The sequence below is a fragment of the Chitinophaga pinensis DSM 2588 genome, assembly GCF_000024005.1.
In the GTDB taxonomy this organism is placed as follows: Bacteria; Bacteroidota; Bacteroidia; order Chitinophagales; family Chitinophagaceae; genus Chitinophaga; species Chitinophaga pinensis.
The window spans coordinates 6,782,859-6,809,087 of the sequence record NC_013132.1; the positions used below are offsets into that span (position 1 = coordinate 6,782,859).

Annotated in this window: 18 protein-coding genes; 9 read left to right on the forward strand and 9 right to left on the reverse strand. The window is 46.1% G+C overall.

Features of this window, described 5'->3' with window-relative positions; all coding sequences use genetic code 11:
• Nucleotides 1-40: 40 nt before the first annotated feature.
• The 4 genes from CPIN_RS39070 to CPIN_RS26320 form a co-directional block, all read right to left on the reverse strand.
• Entirely contained in the window at nucleotides 41-199 is a 159-nt protein-coding gene (locus CPIN_RS39070; protein ID WP_012792910.1) for a hypothetical protein, read from the reverse strand.
• A 140-nt stretch (nucleotides 200-339) separates the two neighbouring features.
• Nucleotides 340-2,178, reverse strand: coding sequence for a sulfatase family protein (locus tag CPIN_RS26310; RefSeq protein ID WP_012792912.1), 1,839 nt, complete (start codon nucleotides 2,176-2,178; stop codon nucleotides 340-342).
• Nucleotides 2,179-2,208: 30 nt separating this feature from the next.
• Entirely contained in the window at nucleotides 2,209-3,669 is a 1,461-nt protein-coding gene (locus tag CPIN_RS26315; protein WP_012792913.1) for a RagB/SusD family nutrient uptake outer membrane protein, read from the reverse strand.
• 28 nt (nucleotides 3,670-3,697) lie between these two features.
• Nucleotides 3,698-6,817: a SusC/RagA family TonB-linked outer membrane protein gene (locus tag CPIN_RS26320; RefSeq protein WP_012792914.1), complete on the reverse strand. Its 3,120-nt coding sequence runs from the start codon at nucleotides 6,815-6,817 to the stop codon at nucleotides 3,698-3,700.
• Between the two features lie 741 nt (nucleotides 6,818-7,558).
• Here CPIN_RS26320 and CPIN_RS26325 point away from each other — a divergent pair.
• On the forward strand, nucleotides 7,559-8,797 hold the full coding sequence (locus CPIN_RS26325) for an IS4 family transposase (protein ID WP_012792915.1): 1,239 nt from the start codon (nucleotides 7,559-7,561) through the stop codon (nucleotides 8,795-8,797).
• Between the two features lie 107 nt (nucleotides 8,798-8,904).
• On the opposite strand, the gene CPIN_RS26330 is transcribed toward CPIN_RS26325, so the two are convergent.
• On the reverse strand, nucleotides 8,905-9,777 hold the full coding sequence (locus CPIN_RS26330) for a helix-turn-helix domain-containing protein (protein WP_012792916.1): 873 nt from the start codon (nucleotides 9,775-9,777) through the stop codon (nucleotides 8,905-8,907).
• 163 nt (nucleotides 9,778-9,940) lie between these two features.
• On the opposite strand from CPIN_RS26330, the gene CPIN_RS26335 reads away from it, so the two are divergent.
• From CPIN_RS26335 to CPIN_RS26365, 8 genes are all read left to right on the forward strand, one after another.
• Nucleotides 9,941-11,149 (forward strand): multidrug effflux MFS transporter, encoded by a 1,209-nt coding sequence (locus CPIN_RS26335; RefSeq protein WP_012792917.1) that lies wholly within the window; start codon nucleotides 9,941-9,943, stop codon nucleotides 11,147-11,149.
• A 63-nt stretch (nucleotides 11,150-11,212) separates the two neighbouring features.
• The gene (locus CPIN_RS37090) at nucleotides 11,213-12,046 is read left to right on the forward strand and encodes a DUF922 domain-containing protein (RefSeq protein WP_012792918.1); all 834 of its coding nucleotides are present in this window, start codon (nucleotides 11,213-11,215) and stop codon (nucleotides 12,044-12,046) included.
• 103 nt (nucleotides 12,047-12,149) lie between these two features.
• On the forward strand, nucleotides 12,150-12,458 hold the full coding sequence (locus CPIN_RS38740) for a hypothetical protein (protein ID WP_148230646.1): 309 nt from the start codon (nucleotides 12,150-12,152) through the stop codon (nucleotides 12,456-12,458).
• Between the two features lie 51 nt (nucleotides 12,459-12,509).
• Nucleotides 12,510-13,214, forward strand: coding sequence for an ABC transporter ATP-binding protein (locus tag CPIN_RS26345; RefSeq protein WP_012792920.1), 705 nt, complete (start codon nucleotides 12,510-12,512; stop codon nucleotides 13,212-13,214).
• A 23-nt stretch (nucleotides 13,215-13,237) separates the two neighbouring features.
• Complete coding sequence (locus tag CPIN_RS26350; protein WP_012792921.1) at nucleotides 13,238-14,668, forward strand: ABC transporter permease; 1,431 nt, start codon at nucleotides 13,238-13,240, stop codon at nucleotides 14,666-14,668.
• Nucleotides 14,652-16,100, forward strand: a complete 1,449-nt coding sequence (locus CPIN_RS26355; protein ID WP_012792922.1) for a DUF3526 domain-containing protein — start codon at nucleotides 14,652-14,654, stop codon at nucleotides 16,098-16,100. The genes CPIN_RS26350 and CPIN_RS26355 overlap by 17 nt, the downstream gene beginning before the upstream one ends.
• A gap of 25 nt (nucleotides 16,101-16,125) precedes the next feature.
• A complete protein-coding gene (locus tag CPIN_RS26360) occupies nucleotides 16,126-18,258 on the forward strand; it encodes a TonB-dependent siderophore receptor (protein ID WP_012792923.1) in 2,133 nt (710 codons plus the stop codon).
• A gap of 68 nt (nucleotides 18,259-18,326) precedes the next feature.
• Nucleotides 18,327-18,515, forward strand: a complete 189-nt coding sequence (locus CPIN_RS26365) for a pinensin family lanthipeptide (protein WP_012792924.1) — start codon at nucleotides 18,327-18,329, stop codon at nucleotides 18,513-18,515.
• 146 nt (nucleotides 18,516-18,661) lie between these two features.
• Here the strand turns inward: CPIN_RS26365 and CPIN_RS26370 are convergent, their stop codons facing one another.
• From CPIN_RS26370 to CPIN_RS26385, 4 genes are read right to left on the reverse strand one after another with little or no spacing between them, the layout of a single operon-like run.
• Complete coding sequence (locus CPIN_RS26370; RefSeq protein ID WP_044219766.1) at nucleotides 18,662-20,500, reverse strand: lanthionine synthetase LanC family protein; 1,839 nt, start codon at nucleotides 20,498-20,500, stop codon at nucleotides 18,662-18,664.
• Nucleotides 20,475-21,311, reverse strand: coding sequence for a thiopeptide-type bacteriocin biosynthesis protein (locus CPIN_RS26375; protein WP_012792926.1), 837 nt, complete (start codon nucleotides 21,309-21,311; stop codon nucleotides 20,475-20,477). Before CPIN_RS26375 ends, CPIN_RS26370 begins: the two co-directional genes overlap by 26 nt.
• A gap of 3 nt (nucleotides 21,312-21,314) precedes the next feature.
• A complete protein-coding gene (locus CPIN_RS26380) occupies nucleotides 21,315-23,870 on the reverse strand; it encodes a lantibiotic dehydratase (RefSeq protein WP_012792927.1) in 2,556 nt (851 codons plus the stop codon).
• Between the two features lie 33 nt (nucleotides 23,871-23,903).
• Entirely contained in the window at nucleotides 23,904-26,111 is a 2,208-nt protein-coding gene (locus CPIN_RS26385) for a peptidase domain-containing ABC transporter (protein ID WP_012792928.1), read from the reverse strand.
• Nucleotides 26,112-26,229 lie beyond the last annotated feature (118 nt).

A 26,229-nucleotide genomic window follows, 5' to 3' on the forward strand; every position in this document is an offset into this window, starting at 1 on the left:
GTTGTTTTAAGTGCCTCAGCGGCATTGTTAAATACAATTCTTACCTGCTCACCTTTGCTGTTGCTGCCTGTTGTTTCCAGGGCCGCTGTCCTGAGATCTTAAAGGACAGTAACATCAGCAGTACCGGTAGTGCGAACAGAAAGATGCTGATCAGTGCATCCCTGGTAATTTTGTTTCGGGTGACTTTATCCAGTTTCATAAAAATCTGTTTAAGCAAAAAACCAGTGTTGTATCAGCCATAATACACCACCAACGACAAATAAGGGTATCAGAAAAACAATAATCCCTACAATGATTTTCCTGATCAATAGCAGAATGTCCTGTACAATCATAGTATTATCATTTTGCAGCGGCACTGAATGCCTTTTTTGAATTAATTAGCCTTGCGCGGAATACATCCTCCCAATCGATAAACGGATAGATATTATACTTTTTCGCATTGGCTTCAAACAATTGTTTCAATTCTGCCAGTTTCTCCGGATACTTCTCCGCCAGGTTCACGCGCTCATTAAAGTCTTCATTCAGATTATACAGCTCCCATACATCCTTGTCAAAGTTTTTTGCAGGTACCTGCTTGGCACTACCGGAATAATCATTCAGTTCCACCATATCAGGATGATGTGCAGCGCCTGCCTTCCATCCGTCTTTATAAATCGCGCGGGAGCCAAATATGTAGTAGTACTGTTCGGTATGACGGGAAGGTGCACTGGCATTTTCAAAAGAATATACCAGCGAAGTACCATGGAGACTATCCTGTTTGACTCCTTTGATTTCCTGCGGGAATGGTATTTTCAGGAATTCCAGTGTCGTCGGCAGCAGGTCTGACACATAGCCATATTGTGTACGGATGCCTTTTTCCTTGATTCCCTTAGGATAAAAGACGATCAGCGGATTACGGGTTCCTCCTTCAGAATTGGCATCCTGTTTCCAGTATTTAAACGGCGTATTGGAAGCCTGTGCCCATCCTAAAGGATAGTTGGCGTCAGAAGCCGGTGTACCAATCTCGCTGATATGTGCCTCATTGAACAACCTGGCCGAATCGCGGGTCAGTCCTTTGTTTCTTCTCGGCGTATAAGCCTTTGAAACCGTTCCTTCCTGGGTACCTTCCTTGCTGCCACCATTATCGCCCAGCACCACAAAGATCAGGGTGTTGTCCAGCTGATTGATAGAACGCAGGTAGTTAATTACACGACTTACTTCATGGTCGGTATAAGTCAGATAACCGGCATATATCTCCATAAAGCGGGCATACAGTTTCTGCTGATCCGGCTTGAGGGTATTCCATGCCTGTATATCTTCATTTCGTTCCGGCAGTTTTGCATTCGCAGGAATGATACCCTGCTTCTTCTGATTGGCAAAGACCTGTTCCCTGAACACATCCCATCCACCATCAAATTTTCCTTTATAACGATCGCTCCATTCAGGCGTCACCTGGTGCGGCGCATGTGTAGCGCCGGGTGCATAATACAGGAAGAAGGGCTTGTCAGGCGCCGCTTTCTTCTGGCGGGCGATATAACTGATGGCTTTATCCGTGATCTGCTCACTCAGGTGTCTGCCATCTGGTTTGATATTCACGTTGTCTTCCACCAGGGCCGGTTTATATTGGTCGGTCTCCGATCCCAGGAAACCAAAGAAGTGTTCGAATCCCTTACCTGAAGGCCAGCGGTCGAAAGGACCTGCATCAGAGGTATCCTCGTCAGGCGTCAGACCATATTTACCCACCGCAAAGGTGTTGTAACCGCTCTCTTTCAGGATTTCTGCGATAGTCCCTGAACTGGAAGGAATACGTCCGTCATAACCAGGGAAACCTGCTGAAGAGAAGTAATGTGCAAACCCGCCCATATGCACCGCATGATGGTTCCTGCCGGTCATCAGTGCTGCCCTGGTAGGGGCGCAGATCGCGGCAGTATGGAAATTGGTATAACGCAGGCCGTTATTCGCCAGACTATCAAATGTCGGTGTACTGATCACACCGCCAAATGTACTGGTGGCTCCGAAACCTACATCATCCAGGAGTATCCAGATCACATTGGGTGACCCTGCAGCTGGCTTTACCGGCGCCGGCCACCATTCTTTTGAGTCCGCCAGGGTACGGCCCACCGTACCCTGATAAGGTTGCTGGGCCTTCAGCGCTAGCCCGCTTACAAGTATCACTGTGCTTAAAGTGAAGAATTTCATGTCGTGTAATTGTTGTTTATATGGTTTTGATTACCAGCCAGGATTATTGGTGAGTTGATTGTTGATGTCTATTTCGGCCTGCGGGATCGGGAAAAGGGTATCCTTCAAGGCAGCGCCCGTTTTAGCCGGCAGCTTCTTTAAAGCATCATACAGGTAACTGCCCCCTCTTCTCGACAGATCAAACCAGCGGTTTCCTTCCTGTATAAACTCTTTCCTTCTCTCCAGGAAGACAGAATCGCGAAAATCAGCCTGATTTAGCCCCTGTGTCAATCCGGCGACACTTGCCCTTGCCCTTACGGCATTAATAGCTGTATAAGCCTCCGTAGTAGGATTTCCTGCGATTTCATTCAGGACCTCGGCTTTCAGCAGGAGTATATCCGCATATCTGATTACCGGATAATTAATTCCACTCTGTGCCTGGTTATTCAGGGGAGTGATGGAATAGTCAATGAATTTGCCGAAACGGGCCGGACTGAAGGTGACATAATTGCCGGTAGCTGCATTGTAGATCCGCGTCAGGAAGGTCACATCCCTCCTGTTATCCGTAGCAGCGAATAACTGGAACAAGGTGCTGTCAGCCGGCAGGTCGCCAGGATAAACAGCTGCATTAAATGAGGAGAAATTACCACTGCTCAGGGACTGCGTACTATTCTTGGCCCCCAGGTTCGTGCCGAATTGTACAGAGAAGATATGCTCCTTCCCATTCTTCGTTGCCTGCTGAAACACCTCTGAAAATTTATCAAACAGCGCATACCCATATCCGCCATTGATCACTTCATTGATCTCTGTCAGGGCTTTGCTCCATTCCCGGCGTGTCACATATACCTTCGCCAGTATCGCATGAGCAGCGCCGCTGGTTGCCCGGCCAATGTCTCCCCCGGTATAGGTCTTCGGTAACAAAGTCGCATCTGTCAGATCCCGGATCACCTGCGCATATACACTGTCCTTAGGAGACCGCTTCACCTGTTGCGCCTTTACATCGATATTGGTCGGATCATGTAATATCAAAGGCGCATCTCCCCAGAAACGCACGATATTGAAATACAGGAGTCCCCTTATAAACTTCGCTTCCCTTACCAATCCTGCCCGCTGAGCAGTATCAAAGTCGATGGAAGGAATATTATCTATCGCCACATTAGCGCGACTGATGCCAAAGTAATGCTGCTGCCAGTTCTTCTTGATCCTGTCATTCGCAGGTACATAAGTTGCGGTTCCTAATGCACGGACATCAGTATTGGTGTTCGACGGACTAAACACCTGATCATCGCTGCCATTACCGGTCAGCAGATTCATATTCCTGCCATACATCGGAAAGTCGCCGGCAGCATCTGTATTCAGCGTACTATACACCGCCGCAACAGCAGCGATAGCATCCGCCTTCGTTTTATAGAATTGTGAAGAAGTAATCAGGGAAGACGCCGACTCATCCAGTTTGTTGCAGGACGCAGCCATAGTACCTGTTACCAGTAATATGATAGCTAGTCTTTTCATTGTGTTGATTTTAAAAGAAAACAGGTTATCAGAAGGTTACACCCAATCCGACGAGATAACTTTTCGAAGCAGGATAGGCGCCATAATCAATACCCTGCTTGGTATTGTCGCTATCAAAGAAGTTCACCTCCGGATCCAGCCCTGTGTAGTTGGTCCAGGTCAGGATATTCTGTGCAGTGACATAAATGCGTAACTGGTTGACATGGATCCTTTCCAGTACCGATTTAGGCAGATTATATCCGAGCGACAGGTTTTTCAGTTTTACAAAGGAGCCGTCTTCTATATAGCGGTCTGTTACCTGTGCCACCGGTGCATTGGTTGCACGGGCCACTTTACCGTTCGGATTACTTTCACTGTACCTGTCCAGCAAGGTTGCAGATGCATTCAGTGATAATGTCGGGATTTCCAGTTTCTGTTGCAGGAAGTTGAAGATCTTATTACCATGGCTTCCCTGGAATACAAACGAGAGATCAAAGGCCTTATAGTTCAATGTATTGGTCAGGCCGAAAGTCAGCTTAGGCTGCGCGCTGCCAAGATCATGTTTATCTGCCGTACTGATTACACCATCGCTATTCGTATCAACATACCTGGTATCCCCTGCCTGTTGCGATACGCCGGATAATACCGGAATACCCTTTACCAGGTCTTCCTTCGTGATCAGACCATTTGTATTGTAGCCCCAGAAACTACCTACGGGTAAACCGACTTTCACAATCACCGGAGAGACATAGCCTGTGGGTGCTAAAGGAAAATAGTAGTCCGTACCGTCTCCCAATCCTAATACCTTGTTCCTGTTAGCGCCCAGTACGAGGGTAGATTTCCAGCTGAAGTCTGCAGTTTTAATATTATCTGAAGTAATGCTCAGTTCAATCCCTTTGTTCTCTACGCTGCCCACATTCTGTAATACGCTGGCATAACCGGTATACAGGGCAAATGGTACATTCAGTAAAAGGTCAGTCGTCTTTTTGTAATAAGCATCCACCGAGACATTCACCCTTTTATGCAGAATACCGAAATCCAGTCCGGCGTTATACTGCGTAGTCGTCTCCCATTTCAGATCCGGGTTCTCTATCTGTACTGGTGCGATACCTGTAACCAATGCGCCATTGAAATAATAGTTGGTAGGTGATAAGGCCGCCAGCGAACTATAAGGCGGTACTTCCGAGTTACCTGTCCGACCTGCAGAAAGTCTTACTTTCAGGTCACTAAGTGTCGGTTCCCAGCGTTGGGCGAATGTTTCTTTGCTGGCATTCCATGAGAATCCAATGGAGGGAAAGTACCCCCAGCGATTGTTTCTTCCCAGCCTGGAAGAACCGTCCGAACGAAGCGAAACGGTTACATTATATTTATGCTGATAGGAATAATTCACCCTTGCGAGATAGGAATTCAGGGCAGACTCATGTCCATCAGACACTGACAATACAGGTGTACTGGCGAAGTTCAGGTTATTGAATGATGTCAGATCATTCGGAAATTTCTGGGCACTGGCCACTGCCGATTCATCCATCTGGTGTTGCATGGTGTAACCGGCCAGTATGTTCAGAAAATGTTCCTCATTGATTGAATGGTCGTAGGTCAGCGTGTTCTCATTGATCCAGGTGGTCGCACTCAGATTACCTACAGCGGCATAACCACCTGCTGCATAACCACTGGCACTTCCCCCGGGGGAACCCGCATAACTGGGAGAATAATAGTTTTGTTTTGTATTGATCAGATCTGCGCCGCCCGTTACTTTCAGGGTGAGTTCCCTGAATAGCTTGTATTCCAGTGAAGTATTCGCCAGTATCCTTCTCAGATAAGTTTTGTTGATGGTAGATTGAAAATCCTGTATCGGGTTGGTCGGATTTGCCGAATAAGGACTGCTGGTATTATAAGTCCCGTCTTCATTCCAGATCTTTGCCACCGGCGATACCTGTAACAGATTGGCAAAAGCGGTACTCTGGAAATTCAGGCTATTGTAGCCATTACCATATAGTTTATCTTCTATCGACTGACTACCAAAAATATTGGTAGCAATCTTCAGTTTATCACCTACAGAACGCTCATAATTGACACGTCCGGAGTAACGTTTAAAACCGGTATTAACGATAATACCACCCTGATCAAAGTAGTTGGCGGAGATAAGGTATCTTGACTTCTCGTCACCACCGGAGAAAGACAGTTCGTGGTTCTGCAATGCTTTCTTCCGCAATGCAGCGGACTGCCAGTCGGAGCCTTCCCCTAATGCTGCCAGCTGTTCCGCAGTATATGTTTTAGGACTGTTTGTACTGACATTGATATCATTGATCAGCTCCCCCCATTGTGTAGCGTTAAGCAGATCCAGTTTCTTTCTTACCTGTTGTGTGCCGACGTAGGTATTATAGCTGATTTCATCATGTCCTCTACGACCTCTTTTTGTGGTGATGATGATAACACCGTTAGCGCCACGTGATCCGTAGATGGCTGTGGCAGAAGCATCTTTCAATACTTCCACAGAAGCGATATCACTTGGATTGATAGTGGATAATGCGTTGACCCCTGTACCATTGGATGCGCCTGTATTAGCGTAATCATTATTATTGTAGATAATAAATCCGTCGATAACATATAAAGGAGCATTCCCGAAACTGATAGAATTTCCTCCCCTGATACGGATGGTTGCCGTACTTCCCGGTTGTCCCGAACTTTGTGTAACCGCCACACCAGGTACGCTTCCCTGTAACAGATTATCAAATGCGGCAGCAGGTTGCGCCAGTAATACTTTAGATACACTGGCTACAGAACCGGTGATATCACTTTTACGTTGTGTACCATATCCTACTACTACCACCTCGTTCAACTGACTCTCCGTTTCCTGTAATATGATCTGCAAAGGAGACTTTTCTGCTTTGATCTCCTGTTTTTTATACCCAATGAAAGCTGCTTCGAGAATATATGGCAGTTTCTGTCCCGTTTTAAAAGAGAAGTTTCCCTTCGCATCAGTTAATACCTGGTTGGTGGTACCTTTAATGCGTACCAATGCGCCGATGATCGGCGTCTGTGTTTTGCTGTCTATGACAGTGCCAGTGAGTGTAGAATTAATTACAGGGTCTGAGACGGTTTGTTGTGCGTATAACGTTACAGGTGCCATCCCTGAAAGCCAGGTGATGAGCAAGAGAACTTTTTTCATTAAATTTGTAATTAGTGATTAGACAATAAAGTGCCGCTCCACGATTTTTCGCAGAGTAGTACGCCCAAAGCATTTGTTTAGTCGGGCCTGTGCTGTTCCCGCAGTACAGGCCAACTTTTTTATATTATCGCGGGATGCCGCGGATCTTTACAAGGATTTCTGCTGACGACATAAATTAGTGTTTATAGTATGGCATCTCCCTCCACAGGAAATACTATTGTTCAGTGATCAGTCTGATAAGCGGGTAAGATTCAGGCGAAGATTAAAGCCAGGATGTAACTTCAATTAACAGCGACAACAACAACAGCTGTCAGCTTCTTGACGACAATTGTTATTTGTTTGATATCTGGTTGATCCCTTTTGTGTCATTGGTAATAAATTACAGGGGAATACGCTGGTTATGGGACCAAAAATAGAAAGTATTTATTAGTCCACCAAATTAATGTACTAATAATTTATGAGGCTCAATGAGGGAGTACTTGATCAAGTAAAACAATTAGGAATTAGGAATTGAATTATTAGGGTCTCCCATTATCTCAACCTGCTCAATAGTAAAAAGAATGCGCCTGATCTGTAATAGACCGGGCGCATTTCTTTATAGTCAGCCATAACAAGCGACAATTCCTAATTCTTAATTCCTAATTCTATAGTGTCCGGTAAAAATATGGGATTAAGTCATAAAAAAAGGAGGCCGAGGCCTCCTTTTTCAGTAAGTTTAAGTTACCACACTAGAACTTACTTATGAGCAAAAGTAAATTTTTTTCCGGACAGCCGATTTTTAATCAACTACTTTCTTTTATACCAACCACGTTGATAGATAAAGTCTGTAGAGAGACAAACGCAGATTACTATTATAAGCATTTTAAGGCTTTTGACCATTTGGTAACAATGCTATTTAGTAGTTTTCATCAGTGTACTTCATTACGAGAGCTTCATACAGGATTGTTAGCCAACCAGCATCGGCTTCACCATTTGGGCATTAAACATACCCCGCGTCGAAGCACTATTTCCGATGCTAACAGGACGCGTCCGGTGGCGTTTTTTGAAAAGCTCTATCATCGTCTATATAACCATCATTATCAAGCGTTTTCCCCGGACAGCCGAAAGAGAAAATCGTTGGTTGACCGGTTATTCATAGTGGACTCGACGACGGTCAGCCTATTTTCTAATGTAATGAAGGGGGCAGGTGTAATTAGAATGGACGGCAGAAAGAAGCGAGGAATAAAGGCGCACGTATTGATGACGGCCAAAACAGAACTACCAAGCTTTACTATTCTGACGGAAGCTGCCAAAAATGATAGAATCATTATGCCACAGTTAGAGCTCTTGCCAGGTTCTATAATAGCCATGGATAGAGCTTATGTGAACTATAAACTCATGAAGGAATGGACTGAAAAAGAGATCACGTGGGTAACTCGTGTAACCAAGAGTATGAAAATAAAATTATTGACACGAAACAGATTAAAAATACTCCATAAAAGAAAAGGTATCTTAAAAGATTGGGTTATTCAACTAGGTAACCCTCTAACAGAGGAGAAAAGTCCTGTACAGACGGCGCGTGTAATCAGCATTTACGATAGAAATACAAAAAAGAAAATACATCTGTTAACAAACAATTTTACTTATACGCCGACAACGATCAGGAAATTGTATCAAAAGCGATGGGCAATCGAAATGCTTTTTAAAAGAATTAAGCAGAACTCTCAATTAAACAATTTTTTAGGTGAAAACAAGAATGCTATAAGTATACAGCTCTGGTGCACGCTAATAAAGGATTTACTGACAAAGATCGTAAAAGACAAGCTGACAGAGAAAGGGAGTAAAAAATGGTCTTTTAGTAACCTAACTGGCTTTCTAAGGTTACATCTTTACACTTATATCCACCTAATGAATTTTCTGGCAGAACCCGAGTATGCACTTTTACAGCATAATAAGGGGCCAGATCAGATAAACCTGCAATTGAAATTATTCTCCTTTTAAAAAAAGAGGGGGGCTTGCTTTTATAATAGCAGTAAGCCCCTCCCATCTATATTGAGTTTGAAAGGAATAAAGGGGTAATCCCAATTTTAACCGGACACTATAGATTCCTAATTCCTAATTGTTCTGAACTCCTTCGGAGAAACTCCTGCATGCTTTCTAAAGAACCTCGCAAAGTAATTCGGATATTCAAAGTTGAGCAGATAGGCAATTTCTGAAACGGTATAAGAAGTATAAGTCAGATACTTTTTCGCTTCTTCTAAAATATGATCGTGTACCAGCTGACCGGCAGACTTACCCACCACCTCCCGGCAAATACGATTAAGATGCACGGTAGTAATCCCCAGTTCTGCTGCGAATTGTGCAATCGTATACCTAAGACCTTCTTCCCGTATCCGCTGTTGAAACTTCCTGAAATAACCCAGGGAATGATTGTCAGATAAGGTATTGCCTGACTGCTGGTCCTGCCATAAACGATACACGGCCAAAAACAATTGCTGTAAACAGATACGCAGCATCACCTTTTTTTCGGGCAGATCACCAAACAACTCTTTATCTACTGCCTTTATCAATGCTACTATATCTTCAGCGGAATAAGGACCATTGAAGTCAGCAAAACACCGTATTGTTGTCAGCATGGGTGCCAGTAATGCTGACTCAGGAAACAGTGTATCCAGCATGACATCCGACAATGTCAATATCCTGCCGCCGGCGACAGTTTCATACCGGAATCCATGTAGTGCCATAGGTGGGATCAATAACATACAGGGAGTCTGCAATTCCCGCTGACTATCCGCCTCAAAAAAAGTCAGCTTCCCCTCCTCAAAGAAAAACAACTGGTAGATAGACGGATGTATATGAGGTTCGATATTCCAGTCAAACTTCCAGCTCCTTGTACCCAGCAGTTCAGAAAAAATATATCCCGCATCGGGTTTAGCATCCCGGTCGCCATATAGTCCTTCATATTTGTCTATACGCTTCATAACAGCTGGTATTCATGTTCGAAAAATATCCCTCTCAATACAAATATACCTCCTTTTTAAGCGCATCTCTTGTTAACCATGTTCGATTTGTATCCGAAATATGCGCAAAAGTCTCCTTACGTCCCTTAGCAAACACCCAACTTTGCAACAGTAATCTGACAATATGCAAAACAAGCAACATACCATCATTATCCTTATCCTGGGTCTGCTCATCGCCCTGAGCCCCTTTTCTATTGATATGTACCTCCCGGCTTTTCCGGCCATTGCATCCGCGCTGAAGACGGACATTGCACATGTCGGATATTCGCTTACCAGCTATTACGCCGGACTTTGTGCGGGTCAACTCATATACGGTATCCTGATTGATCGTTTAGGCCGTAAAAAGCCCCTATATGCGGGTCTGTTGATATACCTGACCGCGGCGTTTGCGTGCGCCTTTTCATTGAATATTAATATGCTGGTAGCGGTACGTCTCTTTATGGCGCTGGGTGGTTGTGTAGGAATGGTAACCGCCAGGGCCATCGTAAGGGACCTCTTCCCTCCTAAAGACACGGCCAGGGTATTATCATTACTGGTACTCGTCATGGGTATCGCTCCTATCATTGCCCCGACTATCGGGAGTATTGTCAATACCATTGCCGGCTGGAGATGGTTATTCGGCGTCATGGCCCTGATCGCACTCGCCTTACTGATTGCGACCTATACATTATTACCGGAAACAAAAACACCTGATCCTGATGTATCTCTCCGCATCAAAGACGTGCTGCCGGAATATATCGCTGTATTGAAAAACCCGGCTTTCCTCGTCTACACCCTGGCTGGTGGTATCAGTTATGCCGGTCTGTATGCATATATCGCCGGATCGCCCTTTGTATTTATGACCCGGTTCGGCTTCAGTGACACTGCTTACAGCTGGGCATTTGCTTTCAATGCCTGTGGATTGATATCCGGCAGTCAGATTAATCGCTTATTACTCAACAGATATGACAGCATACACATCTCCTTTTACGCCGCTATCCTGTTATTTATAACAGGCTTATTGTTGCTGATCAGCACCGCCCTGGGTATTGCCGGCGCGCCGATGACACTCTGCTTTACTTTCCTGTTTCTCTTTTGCCTGGGCTTCCTTAATCCGAATACCACCGCACTGGCCCTACGTCCTTTCACAGCGGCAGCAGGAAGAGCTTCCGCCGTGTTAGGGTCCATACAGATGATCGCAGGTGTGATTGCCTCCTGGACCGTTAATTTCTTTTTCAATGGCACTGCCAATGTTATGGCGGCAGTGATGTTCGGTTGTACCGCCCTGACCTTATTCCTGTTAGTATTCTTCACAGGTCGGCGGCGAACAAAGCAGGATTTACAGCCAGCCTGATCCCAACGGGAAATACGGCATATTTTCTGTAGTTTAGGATGAGTCTGATCATTCATTTCATCCATGAGAAAAATACTTTACGCGGTTCCGGTCATTTGCCTCTTTGCCTGTTCTCCCCGACTACAGCCGTCGCCTCCTGCAACCTTAACACCGCTGTCCGATACAGCATTTGTAGTGGTACTGGAAGAAGCGGACAGGTTCAGCGGCGGACAAAAAGCCGGTGTCATTCATTCGTCAGATAATACCATTGCGCCTGCCTGTACCTACGAAGATATCATCTCCCGTATGCAACAGGCAGCAAGGACCCGTGGTGCGAACCTTATTAAGATTACCAGCTATAGCACACCGCGCGCTGGTAACAATTGTGAACAGATCACGGCTAACTTATACAAGGTGGGCCATCCCAGGTCATACGAACGTAAATTCACCTGGCATCCTGCACGTACACTCAGCTGGGAAGACTATAAAGGCACTCCCTCAACGATCCGCGAAGCCAATGTTGGCGCAAGAACTTCCTGCCGTTTCGGAATAAAGATCGATACAGGTAGTACACCTGGTAAAGCAAGGGTGATCGTCACCAGTGAATTTATCTGTTACCAGAGCAGTGTAAGACCCAACCAGCAAACACCCTCCCTCCTGGCACACGAACAACTACATTTTGATCTGTGTGAAGCATATGCAAGAAGTCTGCGTAAGACACTGGCCGCTACCAACCTGACGCCTGCCAACGTCGCCAGGATTTCCAAAGATGCCTTCCTGCAAACCTATCAGCTATACAGGGAACAACAGGCATTATATGATGCAGAAACAGAACATGGTTTGAATCCAGAAGCACAGGTACGCTGGAAGAAAAAGATCACAGATGCACTTAACGGATTACAGGCTTATCAGCAATAACGCACAATGACGAATGTCTGCAATAAAATATTTTCTTTTTATTTTTTGCAACATTGTTACATTTGTATATCTTTATGCCATGTGTGAAACCCAACATACGTTTATGCGAAAACTGACAGCCTTCCTCTTGCTGTCCGTGCTGATGTATGTACAGGGATTAAAGACCTTTCATCGCCATGATGTCAGTACAGTTAAATACCATGCTGAGGCATCCGATCTCTTCTTCAAAAGCACCCACGAATGCGCTATCTGTGATTACCATCTTTGTAAAGATGCGGTATTGCCATCAATACCGGTAGTACAACAGACGCCATTTTATTATATCGTTACAGACGTATGCGATACGACTGATCGTTCAGTGAATCTATCCGACACAGTATCCGGCAGAGGCCCTCCTGCCCGCTTTATTTAGTTTCCTACACACTTTTCTGATACATCCTTTATCACCGTATTTTCCTATATTATGTTGCAAGCTATTGCGCTGACCAAAGAATTTGGCCGGCATACAGCGCTGCACGCGCTTGACCTTACCGTACAAAAAGGTGAGATCTTCTGTTTGCTTGGTCCTAATGGTGCAGGTAAAACCACTACCGTAAATTGTTTCCTGGGTTTTATTGCACCTACCAGTGGCCGTGCACTGGTCAATGGTATTGACGTCGCGCAACAACTGCCGCAGGCAAGACAACACATTGCTTATATACCCGAAACCGTAATGCTGTATGCACACCTGACAGGACTTGAAAACCTGGTCTTTTTTGACTCACTGACAGGGCATCATCATAGCCGGGAACATTATACCACCCTATTGTTAAAAGCCGGATTACAGGAAAACGCGATCCACAGAAGAGTGAAGACCTATTCCAAAGGAATGCGTCAGAAAGTAGGTATCGCGATCGCTGCTGCCAAGAATGCTCAGGTACTGTTACTCGATGAACCCACTTCCGGTCTGGACCCTCATGCCAGTAATGAATTCTCTGATCTGCTCCGCCGTTTTAGTGAAGAAGGCAGGGCTGTGCTGATGGCAACGCATGATCTGTACCGAGCCCGGGAAGTAGCATCCCGGATAGGCATCATGAAAAACGGACGACTCATTGCTGATATGGAAGCTGATGCCGTAGATCATTACACGCTTGAAAATATCTACATGGAACACATGCGTACCGTCTGATCAAATCATCCATATTTCACAACATGTATCTACTACTCACAACCAAAGAGTGGCTGGGGGGACTGCGTACCTATGCCTTGCCGGCCGTATTACTGTCGCTGTTAGTATTACTGGGTATTGCCTTTGCCGGCACACACAGTCGCTCGGAACAAATAAGCAGGAACAGGTCAGCTGCAAATGCGCATTTCCGCCAGCAATGGGAACAACTTAAAACCAGTGATCCGCACAGTGCGGCACACTTTGGCACATACCTGTTTAAGCCGGTTATGCTGCTGAGTAATTTCGACAGCGGACTGGAAACCGTCACCGGTACTTCCATGCGTATTGAAGCGCATGTACAACATACGATGGCGGCGCCCGTCTTACGACCTGCCGATATCTACACCCGTTTCGGCAGTCTGACTATTGCCAGCGTATTACAACTGTTCTTTCCCCTGTTTATCATCTTCAGCTGCTACAACAGCTATACCCAGGAGAAAACAAACGGTACACTACGCCTCCTGCTGATCCAGGGAGCCACACAAAGTGTCATTCTGAAGAGTAAAACCAAATACTATCTGATCGCTGTCAATATCATGCTGCTGGCCAGCTTATTGATCTATCTGCCTGCATTACTTTTTTCCGGCACTACCACTACTACTACGGATCAAACTACCCTTCTTAGCATATTATGTCTCATCATCGCCTACAGCAGCTATTGCAGCATCTTTGTAATGATTGCGATCGCCATATCTGCCATTGCTAAAAATGCAAGACAATCACTTCTACTGCTCACCGGCTGCTGGTTAATATGGAATATACTATTACCAAGATTGGGCGCTGGTATTGCCGGTGAACTACATCCGCTCCCCTCTCAATACCAGCAACAGGAAAAGATGGAAAAAGCGATTAAAATGGGCATAGATGGTCGTTCCTCCAGAGAAGAAAGGATACAACAGCTTACAGATGCCACACTTAAACAATATCATGTTAAAAGCGCTGACCAGTTGCCTGTCAACCTGCACGCCATTCTCCTCCAATCCTCAGAAGACTATGCCCAGATGGTCTATGATATATACACCGCAAAAACAGATAGTATCATCACACTTCAGAACAGGTACAGCAATTACCTGGCGTTAGTTGATCCCTATCTGGCAATACGCAATCTGTCAATGGCCTTGTGTGGGACAGACTACCTCCATCAACAACAGCTGGACAGAGCCGCCAGACAATACCGGAACGATTTTATCCGCCGGCTGAATAACGAACTGGCCTATGGCGGAAGTAAAACAAATGACAGCCACTGGAAAGTAAATGCATCCTTTTATAGCAGCATTCCTCCTTTCCATTACAAGCCCCCTGCGCTGATCCAGGTATTAGCAAGCCAGTGGATGATGATCGCCGCTCTTTTGTTATGGCTGGCCATCAGTATCTGTTTATTACAAATCATTGCACGACATGCTGGTATTGAATAATAAAATCAACAGCTGGAAGCAGATCATCCGTTTCGAACTGCACACCTTACTTCGCACAGGCACACTCCCGGCGCTCCTGCTGATCATACTGTCCGCAGGAACGGCAGCAGTACTGTTTGGTCATCATATCAGGGTACATCAGCTGAACACACTTGATAGCATCCGGATAGACTACAGTATACAGTATGATAAGCTGTATAAAGGGCTTTCCGCTGATACTTCCACACCGGAAGGAAAAGCGGCTTATATATCCGCTTCACATCCTGCGGTAATAGACTATCGTCTGCACAAAACTGTCGCACACCCGCCAGCTGCCTTTTCTGGTCTGTCTGTCGGCATGAGCGATATGACCAGGTATTATGTTCCGGTTACAGTGAAGGAGACCTATGTACCTGTGGAAGAAAAGATCAATAATCCGCTGCACCTGCTGACCGGTAATTTTGATGTATCCTTCCTCATTATCTACCTCCTGCCGTTGGCCCTGATCTGTACGAGTTACAATCTTCTGGCGCAGGAAAAAGAACAGGGTACGCTTTCCCTGCTGATCATTCAGAAGGGCGGCATTGCAGACCTGTTATTTTTACGCCTGCTGATCAGATATGCGGTCGTCCTGTGTTGTGTACTACTGCTTACATTACTCAGCATCACATTAACTCAGACAGCTTCATTTGCAGACACCCTCAGTTGGCTGCTGATAAGCGCAGCCTATCTGGCGGTATGGACTGGTATTATCTGGCTGCTCCTCTCCTGGAATGCAGGTACGGCTGTTAGTCTGATTACTATGCTCTGCGCCTGGATGTTCCTGCTTGTCGTCCTGCCCTCCCTGTTCAACTTCCGTCTCAATCATGCGGATACGGATGAAAACACCGCTATCCTGGCCTCCCTGCAACGGGAGATTGAATGGGATACATGGGATATGCCCCAGCAACAGGTGCTGGATAGTTTTTATGCCGTATATCCTGTCTACCGTAATAGTCAGGCTTATGACACCAGCGCTTCCAGTACCCGCAGAATGATGGCCTATTATGACCTCGTATCACGGCGTATGCAAAGGCTCACGGCACAGGCGACTATCAACCGTATACAGGGAATACAACAGATCAACCATTCATACCAGTACAATCCGGCAGTATATACACAGGCTCTCCTGAACAGTGTGGCACATACCGACATTGCTGACTACGCCTACTTTCAGCAACAAACCGCGCTGTTCCGGCAACAATGGAAATCATTCCTGTATTACTATCATTTCAATGATAAAAAATTCAGCGCCGATGATTACCGTATACTCCCAGTCTATCATCCATCCTATCGCCCGGATAGCCGGAAACTACAGCTACAGGGTGTTTGTCACCTGTTACTACTTGCCGGCGGACTATTACTGACAGGTACTTTCCTGCTACGAAAAAACCATACAGGACACCGTATTTAAATCAATCATTCAAATTTTCAGGCTGATGAAAAAATCACTACCCATACCTTTTAGTTTATGTCTCCTGGCAATAAGTGCACAGGCGCAACAAAAGACCGACAGTCTGCGAAAGCAGCACCTGAAGGAAATAGAGATCATGGAAAAGAAGAAGAACATGCGCACAGACAGTATGTCGCCGGTACTCCGGATGGAAGGTCGTATGTTGGAAATACCACAAAATATCACAGGTGTCACCGCCGATCTTATACGTGAACAGGGAGGCCTGGAAATGAAAGATATTATCCGTAATGCCAGTGGCGTTAAAATAGGCTATAACAGCTCTGTTTTTGATGCTTCTGCCACTGTCATGATGCGGGGCTTCTATACAGACACATATGTCAATGGTATGCCCCAGCGTAGTACAATGGGCGCGCTGACAGACGATGCCGCTTTTATTGAACGGGTTGACTTTGTCAAAGGACCCGCCGGTTTTCTGATCTCCTCCGGCGATCCAGGCGGTAGTGTCAACATCACCACCAAGACGCCCCGGCAACAGCGTGTCCGTCAGCTGGAATTGTCAGGCGGCAGCTTCGGCTTCCTGCGCGGATCACTGGATCTGGGTAGTGCCGTAAAAGAGAAAGGTTTCTCATATCGCCTGAATGGCGCCTATCAGCAGCAACAGAGTTTCCTGGATTTCCTGAAAACCAGGAAATATGTGGCGTCGCCAGTTATACAATATAATTTCAGTCGACGGACTTCCCTGCTTGCTGAATACAACTTCATTCATATGCTCTCAGACGGTGGCAGCAGTGTTACCAAAATCGGTACCGAATCCGAAGTACTGAAAGACCGCATCGGTAACAACTACGCAGGCGATCCTAACCTGCCACAGTCAGGGTCGAAGTCGCAAAGCATCAGACTCGCATTCGAACACCGCTTTAATGATCATCTGCGACTGACCATACAATCAAAATACACGGTCAACTCTACTGCCGTATGGTACCTCATATCAGATAACTACTCGCTGATTAACTTCGACAGTACCAACATTACCCGCCGCCTGCCGGTAAACAATAGCATCACCGGACGTGTGGCAGCGGTACAAGCTTATCTCAGCGGTAACCTCAAAACGGGTCAGCATATTACGCACAACTTCGTTGCCGGACTCGATTACAACTACAGCAAAGACAACTATGTGAATGCTTATGGTCAATATGCGTTTACGTTTGACAGAACTCATCCGCAATATGGCCTCCATCCGGATAGTGTAAAAATGCTGGGCAAGCCTGCATTGATTGTCAGAGAAAATAACTGGACTTCCGCATTCGCCTATAATACAACCCGCATTCATACCAACTGGTTGTTCAATTACGGCGGACGTCTCACAATCAATACGCCCGTCACCACGAATCCAAGGCAGCCGCAAAAAGATGAAACGGCCTTTTCCCCCAGGCTGGGTATTACACGACTGCTGAACAACAATATGGCTGTCTACGCTTTATATGACCAGTCATTTATTCCGCAGTCAGGTGTAAATGCTAACGGACAACGATTCGATCCTCAACGTGGCAACAGCTTAGAAGCCGGCGCTAAAAAGGAATGGTTTCAGCATAAACTCATGACCAGCATCGCCGGTTACAGGATCCTCAAGAATAACCTGCTGGTATCTGACCTGGAACATCCTGGTTTCAGAAGACAAATCGGGCAGGTAACGAGTACCGGCGCAGAACTTGATATCACCGGCCGTATTGCTGACCGGCTGTCGATATCAGCCAATTATTCCTATACACACGCTATCGTCAGCAAAGACAGCAGGAAAGAGAATGAAGGAAATAAACTGGCTTTTACACCCGAACAGGTCATCAACAGCTGGATACAATATGGCATCCCATTAAAAGCAGGATCCCGCCTGAGCCTGAGCCTGGGCCACAATACAGTGACCAAAACAGCCACTTATACACCCGGTTTCGATCTCAAAGGTTATACAAAGTTTGATGGCGGTATCGCATATACACATGGCAAATGGTATCTGCGTGTCGTAGCCGACAACCTGACCAACAAACGTTATTTCTCCAGCGGCGATATGCTGGTAGGATCCGTCTATGAAGGGGTAAAGACCTACTACTACATAGAAGGCGCCCCCATATCGTTCAAAGCATTCGCAGGTATCAGACTATAACATTATTGCGCAATAGGGGATATGCCGAAACCCCATAACAGTAGGCATCAATACTTAAATACTATTTTATGAAAGACAATCAGGTAACCCAGATCAAACTGAGCATCGATGACCTCAAAATCGACAGTTTTGTAACCAGTATCGACAGCGAAATGAATATGCGTCTGGCGGGCGGTCTCGCAGGCCAAAGCCATCCAACGCATACAGTAGCTACAGATGATGAAGGACATCTGTGCACGACCATTATCTGTGCATAATTTTGCAGGATATGAAAAAGCCGTCCACCAAAGGTGAGACGGCTTTTTGTATCTTAGTTATATAATATGTGCAAAAGTATACGGTGAACGATATCTATAACAAATGATGCACGTCGCTAAGTCCTTACCAACATAAACAACCGCTTCTATTTTTGGGTAATCATACATTGCCGTAAGAACACCCGCACCTGTGACAGTACCGCTTCCTGCAAAGCAGCCATCCCAACATCTACCTGAGGATAAATAATATCAGTGATCAATTGCAGTAATGGTAACTGCCCCTCGAATGCCTTTAATAACATTGCTGTAAACTGATTAACAGGAAAGGTACTTACTCCCTGCACATGTGCAATATGTACATAGTAATATCCTGTACTTTCTTGTTGATTGGTGACTGCCTCCCCATGCCAGGCGTGATCAGTAGCACATACCATTAACTCCGGAACCGGCACAAAAACAGTCTGCAACAACACCCTATCATTCTCCTGCAACAAATAACTATTCCGCTTTTCCAGTAACCGATTGCGTTGCTGGTAACACAGCCATCCGCTATGCGATCGCCATACATCTGCCAGACTTTTCTCATACCTGAAACAATCCTGGTCCCCCATCTCCTTCTCTAACAGCTGCTCCAGTTCATGCATGTCATTAGCGATCAGCGCGGCAGGATATTGCTGCAGGGACTTCTCATAATAACGGCTAAACAGCGCCCGCTTTACCTCCCCTTTCTCATACAAAGGCACATCTTTCCTGTTCCTGCTGATCAATGGCGCCATCACCGTATTTTCTTTGTATGGCAGTAATACACTGACCAACAGATATCCTACACCCGCCAGTCCTGAAAATAATCCCGGGTCATCTTGTGCGTCTTTAATGTAACTGTTATAAGTGCCATGTGCCTCAAAATAACGTATGGCGGCCATTGCGATCCGCTGTGCTGTTTGTCGTAAAACCGGCCTATCGAATACAGCCCCTGCTTCCATTAAGAACATCCCTATCCCGCCGTAACCACTACACAAGGTAAAATCTCCCCGCATCAGGGTATCCGCATCCTGCAGACAACGTGTCAATGCCCATTCGCTTTCAGCAGCAAAATGGGCTTCTCCGCTTATTCCCCAGGCATACATCCGACTTAATCCGATACCGGCGGCCCCATGTGCCCATGCATTCACATCACTGATATACCGGCGAAAATCAGCAATCTGCCAGCCCATAATATCCGTTTCCTGTAAATGGGTACTTGTGAGCCGCAGGTCCAGCCAATTTTTAAATACCGGATCATAATATTTCATCTCATACGCCCAGGACTGCATCGCCAGGTAACGTAAGCCTTCGTCTTCAAAATAAACTGCTACCTGTAATAAAGCATGGGCTATGCCTGCTGCGCCATGAGACAGTCCTGTCAGACAATCATACGACCGCTTCAGATGCCCCCAGCGTAATCCCTGCGCAGCAATCCGTGCATGTGCCACTAATTTGTCTGCCAGTTGCCGGATCAACACACGCAATGAGTCATCCTTTGTATAGGCATGTAGTTGCGTCAACACCAGTAAGTTACCTGCATGTCCACTGATGAAATCATCCTGTACTACTTTCTGCAAGATGCCTTCCTGGTAATGCGCTACCAGTGCAAGCCCTCGTTCCAGGTATCGCTGATCTCCGGTGGCCTCATACAACTGTATACACAAATACACCAGACTGGTCGCGCCGGTATATAAGGTAAAAAACGCCTGCTCAGAAATAGCGGGATGATATAGTAATACATCTGCGGCGGCGGTACACACAGGCAGATACCCCGGATCATATTCAGCCAGACGCAGGTAAAACACAATGATACCGGCCTTTCCATTGAAAAGGTCTACAGGTGCGCCATTATGCAGGTCAGCAGCAATCGTGTCCGGCTGGATAGCGGGTAAAAGCTTTTCGGCCAGGTCCAGCAAAGCAGCCGCTATCACTTGTTCATCTTTCAGATTTACCGCCGGCATAGACATTCTCCAAACATTTTAAAGTAAAGAACATAATATAGGCTTCATCCAGATTCGATACCCCCAGCCGGTTATGTCCCATGTGCATAAAACTACCTGTGATATCTCTCATGCTATGATCGTCAAATCCCAGACGGCTGTATTCCTGGAAGATCCGCCGGTTAGACTGCATAAATGCCTGTAGACGCGGTGTTGCTTTTCCTGTATGTAACGCTTCCCATAGCGTAGCAGTAGCAGGTAGTAACAGTGGAGCATAGTGGCTGAAACGATGATCAAGCTGTGTTGTGTAATATTGTTTCTGTTCGGCAGCAAACTTACTGCGATCATACAAACGGGGCAACCATTGATCAATAAACTGCCGGCAGGTTGCTATCATCTCATGAGCAGGAACATCCAGCGCACAGGCTATGGCCATATTCATTTTAAGCGCTTCCAGCAAGGCACCGGAAGCATCCCATTCCCGTTTGTTATTGAGTACATCCAACACATAAGCGGAGGAACACATAAACTGTTCTTCTGCCCAGGCAATACTATCCTCATCACCATAGCGTGCTATTTCCGGTTCATAGGCGATAAACTGTATGGTTAGTCCTTCTATCACACGCCCTGCCGCTATCAACTGTGATTGTATAAGTGCTATATCTGCACTCCCTGGCAGCAATCGTAACCTGATATGCGGTCCTCCTTCGCCATAACGGATAAAGAAACCCCTGTAAGGGGTATCACGTAAAAAAGGCAGCACCATCTCCAATAACAGGAATCTCAGATCTCCCCGATAAAAAAGATGTGCCGATAACCAATTCCGCTGCATGTATTACCTATTATACCAGTGTAATAAATATTCTTTCACAACACCGCCGTCAGCCGCAACATGTGTTGCAGCAGGCAACATTTCTTCCAGGTAACACCACTCTCCTGCCCTGGACAAGACCTTTCTGAAAAGCGTGGCCAGCAGCGGATGACTGAAATCCATATACTGTGGCTTATAATCGTCCCGTTGTAACTGGCTCTTTTGCCCATTCACAACAGGTATATAGGCTGATCGCAGGAACAGAAAACACTGCTCAGGTATATCGTTTTCTATTCTCCATGTATTCAGCCGCTTAAAATAGTCCGCAGCAGATTCCTCGTTTCCACACAAGGGTATAAAAGCCGTCTGAAGGAGCCAGCCTTTCCGCCGTAGTACCACCTGTTCGCCGAAAGTAATACGTGGTTTTACCTGTATACGCTCGTTAGGTGGATAGATCGTGGCATGTTTACGGTCAAGCGCAGTAATCATTGCCCGTAGAGGCACCCGTTGCACCGTATTGAAGTGGGCTAATAACCTGTAAAAGTGCGAACGGTTATAAAAGGACTCCAGACTAAGATCAAAGGCGTAAACCGGCTTATTTTGCCCTTTATGAAACAAAGACAGTGTTCTGGTAGCCGGCTCATGTTTCACCACAAGATCCTTTAAGGAGACCCGGGCCTCTGCTGCATAGATATTATTTCCTCCTGGCATAGCCACTTCATAAGGCAATAAAGGCGGATGGATATTTGCATTGAAGGCCGATCCGTCATTCAGTTCCAGCAAGAGATGATCCGTATACAAGTTTTTATTCCAGGTACGAAAGTCAGCTGTCACTACAGGAGGCAATAAATGCAGGAAACGCCCTGCCACTTTTCCCATACCTGGCAACAGGGCATTGATAACGCCTTTTATATGACTTCCCTCCTGGTAAAACTGTACAAAAGCGCCTGCGCTGTTATTGTCAGGGATCACTTCTATGGCCGGGGTAATATGTACTGTATCCTGCTCTAATACCAGTTGAAGCGTATCCGGTAGGTGGATCTCCTTTATGTCTTTTTTTGCCTGCTGGTCTGTTGCCTGCTTTTTCTCCTGCAGGTAATAGTCATGATAAAACCGTGTGACCGGCACTTCAGCACCTTCGTCATAATGCTGCACAAAGAATCGCTGCATATGCGCCCGTTCTTCCGCTAAAGCATCCAGTGGCGCCAGCAGCGTACATAACTGATTAATTTCCCTTGTAAATACAGAAAGAGCAGTCGCTGGTAATATGTCAGCCCTATCAGTAAAAGCGTCTTCATAGAAAATGTCCTGCGGCAAAAACCGGCGTGCCTGAAAACGGAACAATTCAAATACACCCTCTTTCAGCGGCATCTCATCTGGCAAACCCGCCTCTTCCTGTAACACACGAAACACATCCTCCAGGCTACCAGCTGTTTCCAGCAGTAAGCGATGCCGCCTGTCTGCCGTAGCAATAGCATAAGCGGTTTTGGTTTGCTGTAGTTCCGATAACATCTTCAATAACAACGCTACGGCCTGCTGATCCGCATACGGTGTAAGGAATTGCAGTAACTGTCCATCCCAATCCGGATCAATACCCGCACACCCTATTCCTGGTTCCAGCAAACCATTAAATACGAGTTGCAGTAAGAATGATTTAATCGCACTTCTATCTGTATCTGCTATCTGACTACACAGCTGATCGGTCAATCCGCCAAGTGTCACTATCGCTTCTCTGTCCTGTAACTGATGATATAACCATAAAGGCAGATTGCGGGCCGGCAAACGTTGAAAGGCCTCTACATTGAAGTAATTGACAAGAAACTGTAATTCCTCCTGTATGATGGTGGCGGTCACGTTTAACCGTAATGTGATGATTTCATTCAATACCGGATGATATATAATGAGCAGACGTATATAGCTGAACAACCCGTTATGCAAACGGATGTCGCTATGTATCTCCGGTGTTGCGGCTGCTGCATCCGGCGTACCCATCTTCCCCAACCCTGTATAGGTAAAGGTGCTGAACGGGGATGTCTTGGCAGCCATACGACTTATATAGCGGATAAGGCTATGTTCATTCTTCAGCGTACGACTTTTAAATTGCCTGCTATCAGCAAGAGCAAAACTATCCAGCTGTTCATACAGTACAGGACTGGATAATAAAATACCTTTCCGCAGCGCTTCGTCCTGCACGTAACCCTGTAATTCCCGTCTGGCAGCTGTATGCTTTTCCTCAAAATAATCCCGCCATTGCACTTCTTCCTTTTCTCTGTCAACAAGCTGTTGCAGATATGCTTTCATTGTTTCGGGAACAAATGCAGGTAATTTCACAGGTCGTTTATCATTAAAAATATCCCGCTTCAATTGCAGTAGCTGACGTCGTTCTTTATCATCAGTCGACTGACTGATAGCAGTATATAACAGATCGCAGACGGCTTCTTTCTGCGCTGCCAATTGTTTTGCAGACTGCGCTGTTTCCTGCAGATAGTCTGCTATGTCTTTCACTTTCGCTGTATGCAGTACGCTAAGCGGCATACCGGCATAGCGCACAAGGATATGCGGAAAAATGCTGAGTGCCATAGGAAAGTATTTTTCAGGTGTAACAATGTCTTTTTACCTGCCGAGTTCCAGCTGGTTTTTAATCAGGCGATAATAAGCGCCGGCTGCTATGGTCAACGTTTCATGTGTACCGGCTTCAACGATCATCCCTTTATCCATTACCAGGATCTGATCTGCATGTTTAACCGTACTCAGGCGATGTGCTACCACCACCACTGTTTTTCCCACGAAGTATTCATGTAGATTATTGATGATCGCCCGTTCATTACTGGCATCCAGTGAATTTGTGGCTTCATCCAGGAATATATAGGCGGGATCGCGATAGATCAGTCTTGCAATCAGTAGCCGTTGTGTCTGTCCTTCACTCAACCCATAACCATCCTTTCCTATCATGGTATCATAACCGAAAGGCATTGCTGCAAAGAAATCATGAATATTCGCCATCCTGCAGGCTTTCATCATACGCTCCACATCTCTGTCTGCTTCACCGCCATATACATTATTGGCAATGGTATCCCGGAACACATAGCCATCCTGCATCACGGCTCCACACTGGCTTCTCCAGTCTTGCGCAGTAATAGCTGTGAATGACTGATCTCCCGCAAAGATGGTTCCCTGTGTCGGATCGTAGAATTGCAGCAATAGTTTCAGCAATGTTGTCTTACCACTGCCGCTCATGCCCACAATCGCCGTCATCTTACCAGCGGGTATACTTAGGTTGACATTATTCAGTACAAGCGGAGAATGTTTATTGCCATACTGGAAGTATACACCGGAGAGATGCAGATCACGCCCTCCCATATCCTCTGTGATCGTATTTTCCTGCGGAGGGTCTTCATCCTGTTCATGATGAACCTCTGCAATACGTTGCAGACTAAACTTCGTATTTTGCATGGCCCTTATGAATTCGGCCAGCTGGGCTACCGGCGCGTTGAGTTGTCCGCAGATGTAAGTGATAGCCAGCATTTCTCCCAGTGTCAGCTGTCCTTTGATCACCAGTATTGCTGTAAAACAGGTGATGATCACATTGCGGGTCTCATTGATAAACAATGCGATCCCCTGTATAAACTGATCCAGTTTCAGGCTTTCCAGTTTGACGGTAAAAGACTGTTGTTGCAGGCGTGTCCATTGATTTATTTTAAGCCGTTCGCTACCTGTGAGTTTGATCTCCTGGAAAGCGGAAAAGATTTCCAGGAGCGTGTCCTGGTTCGCCGCCAGTACGCGGAAACGCTTCTGGTCCAGACGTCCGCGTTTTTCTCCGAAAGCCCCTGTCCACAAAACACCTACAGCAGCGCCAATGGCAAACAGGATAAAAATAAGCCAGTTATAATACAGCAATGTACCTCCCATGACCAGCAGGATCATGACCGACATCACAAAGGAAACAGCGGAAGTGGTCAGAAAATCTTCTACCCGTTGATTGTCTGTGACGCGTTGCATATTATCACCTGATTGCCTGTTATCAAAAAAGGAGAAAGGTAAGCGCATCAGTTTCAGGAGGAATGCTTCCAGCATCATGATACTCATCTGTGCCCCTAGTGTCAGCAGCAAACGGGCACGGAAGAAATCAGTAACCTGTTTGCCGAGGAATAATGACAGCTGCCCCGCACAGATCAGTAACAGGATGGGAATATCCTGTTTATTGATGCCCCGGTCTACAATCGCTTCTGTCAGTAATGGCACTATAAAAGACAAGACGGCGGCTATCAGCAGACTCACACCTACAGGAATTAACTTTCGCCGGTGACTGCTGATATATGGCCAGAGGGTACGCAGATCAGTAACAGGTGCTTTTACTTCGGTGGCTGCATGAAATGCCGCTGTGGGTTCCAGGAATAGTGCCCTTCCGAATCCCGGTTTATCCGCCAGTTGCCAGGCCTCCATGAATTCCGGAATGGTATAACGGATACGGCGCCCTAATGCAGGATCTGCCACATATACTTTATGTTCCGTCAGCCGGTACAATACAACAAAATGCTGCCGGTCCCAATGCAGTATACAGGGCAATGGGGCTTTTGCGGCCAACACGGTAAAAGGCAGTTCAGCCGAAAGGGTGTTAAAACCCAGTTGCTCTCCTGCGGTTATCAGATCGGCAAAAGTGACACCTTGACGGGATATTTTACATTGACGACGTAAATATTGTAAAGGATAGGTCTTCCCATGCCAGGCAGCAATCATCTGCAGACAGGTAGGGCCGCAATCCATTGCGTCTGCCTGCCTGAAAAAAGGGAAGGATTTCCTGGGGAATAGGAATTGAAACATTGTTGCAATCTATGTAAAAATAAAATATGAAACAATGTTTCATAAAATATTATCCGGAATAAATGCAAACCATCTTTTAAAAACAAAAAAGGCATCCGCATATGCGGACGCCCGAAAC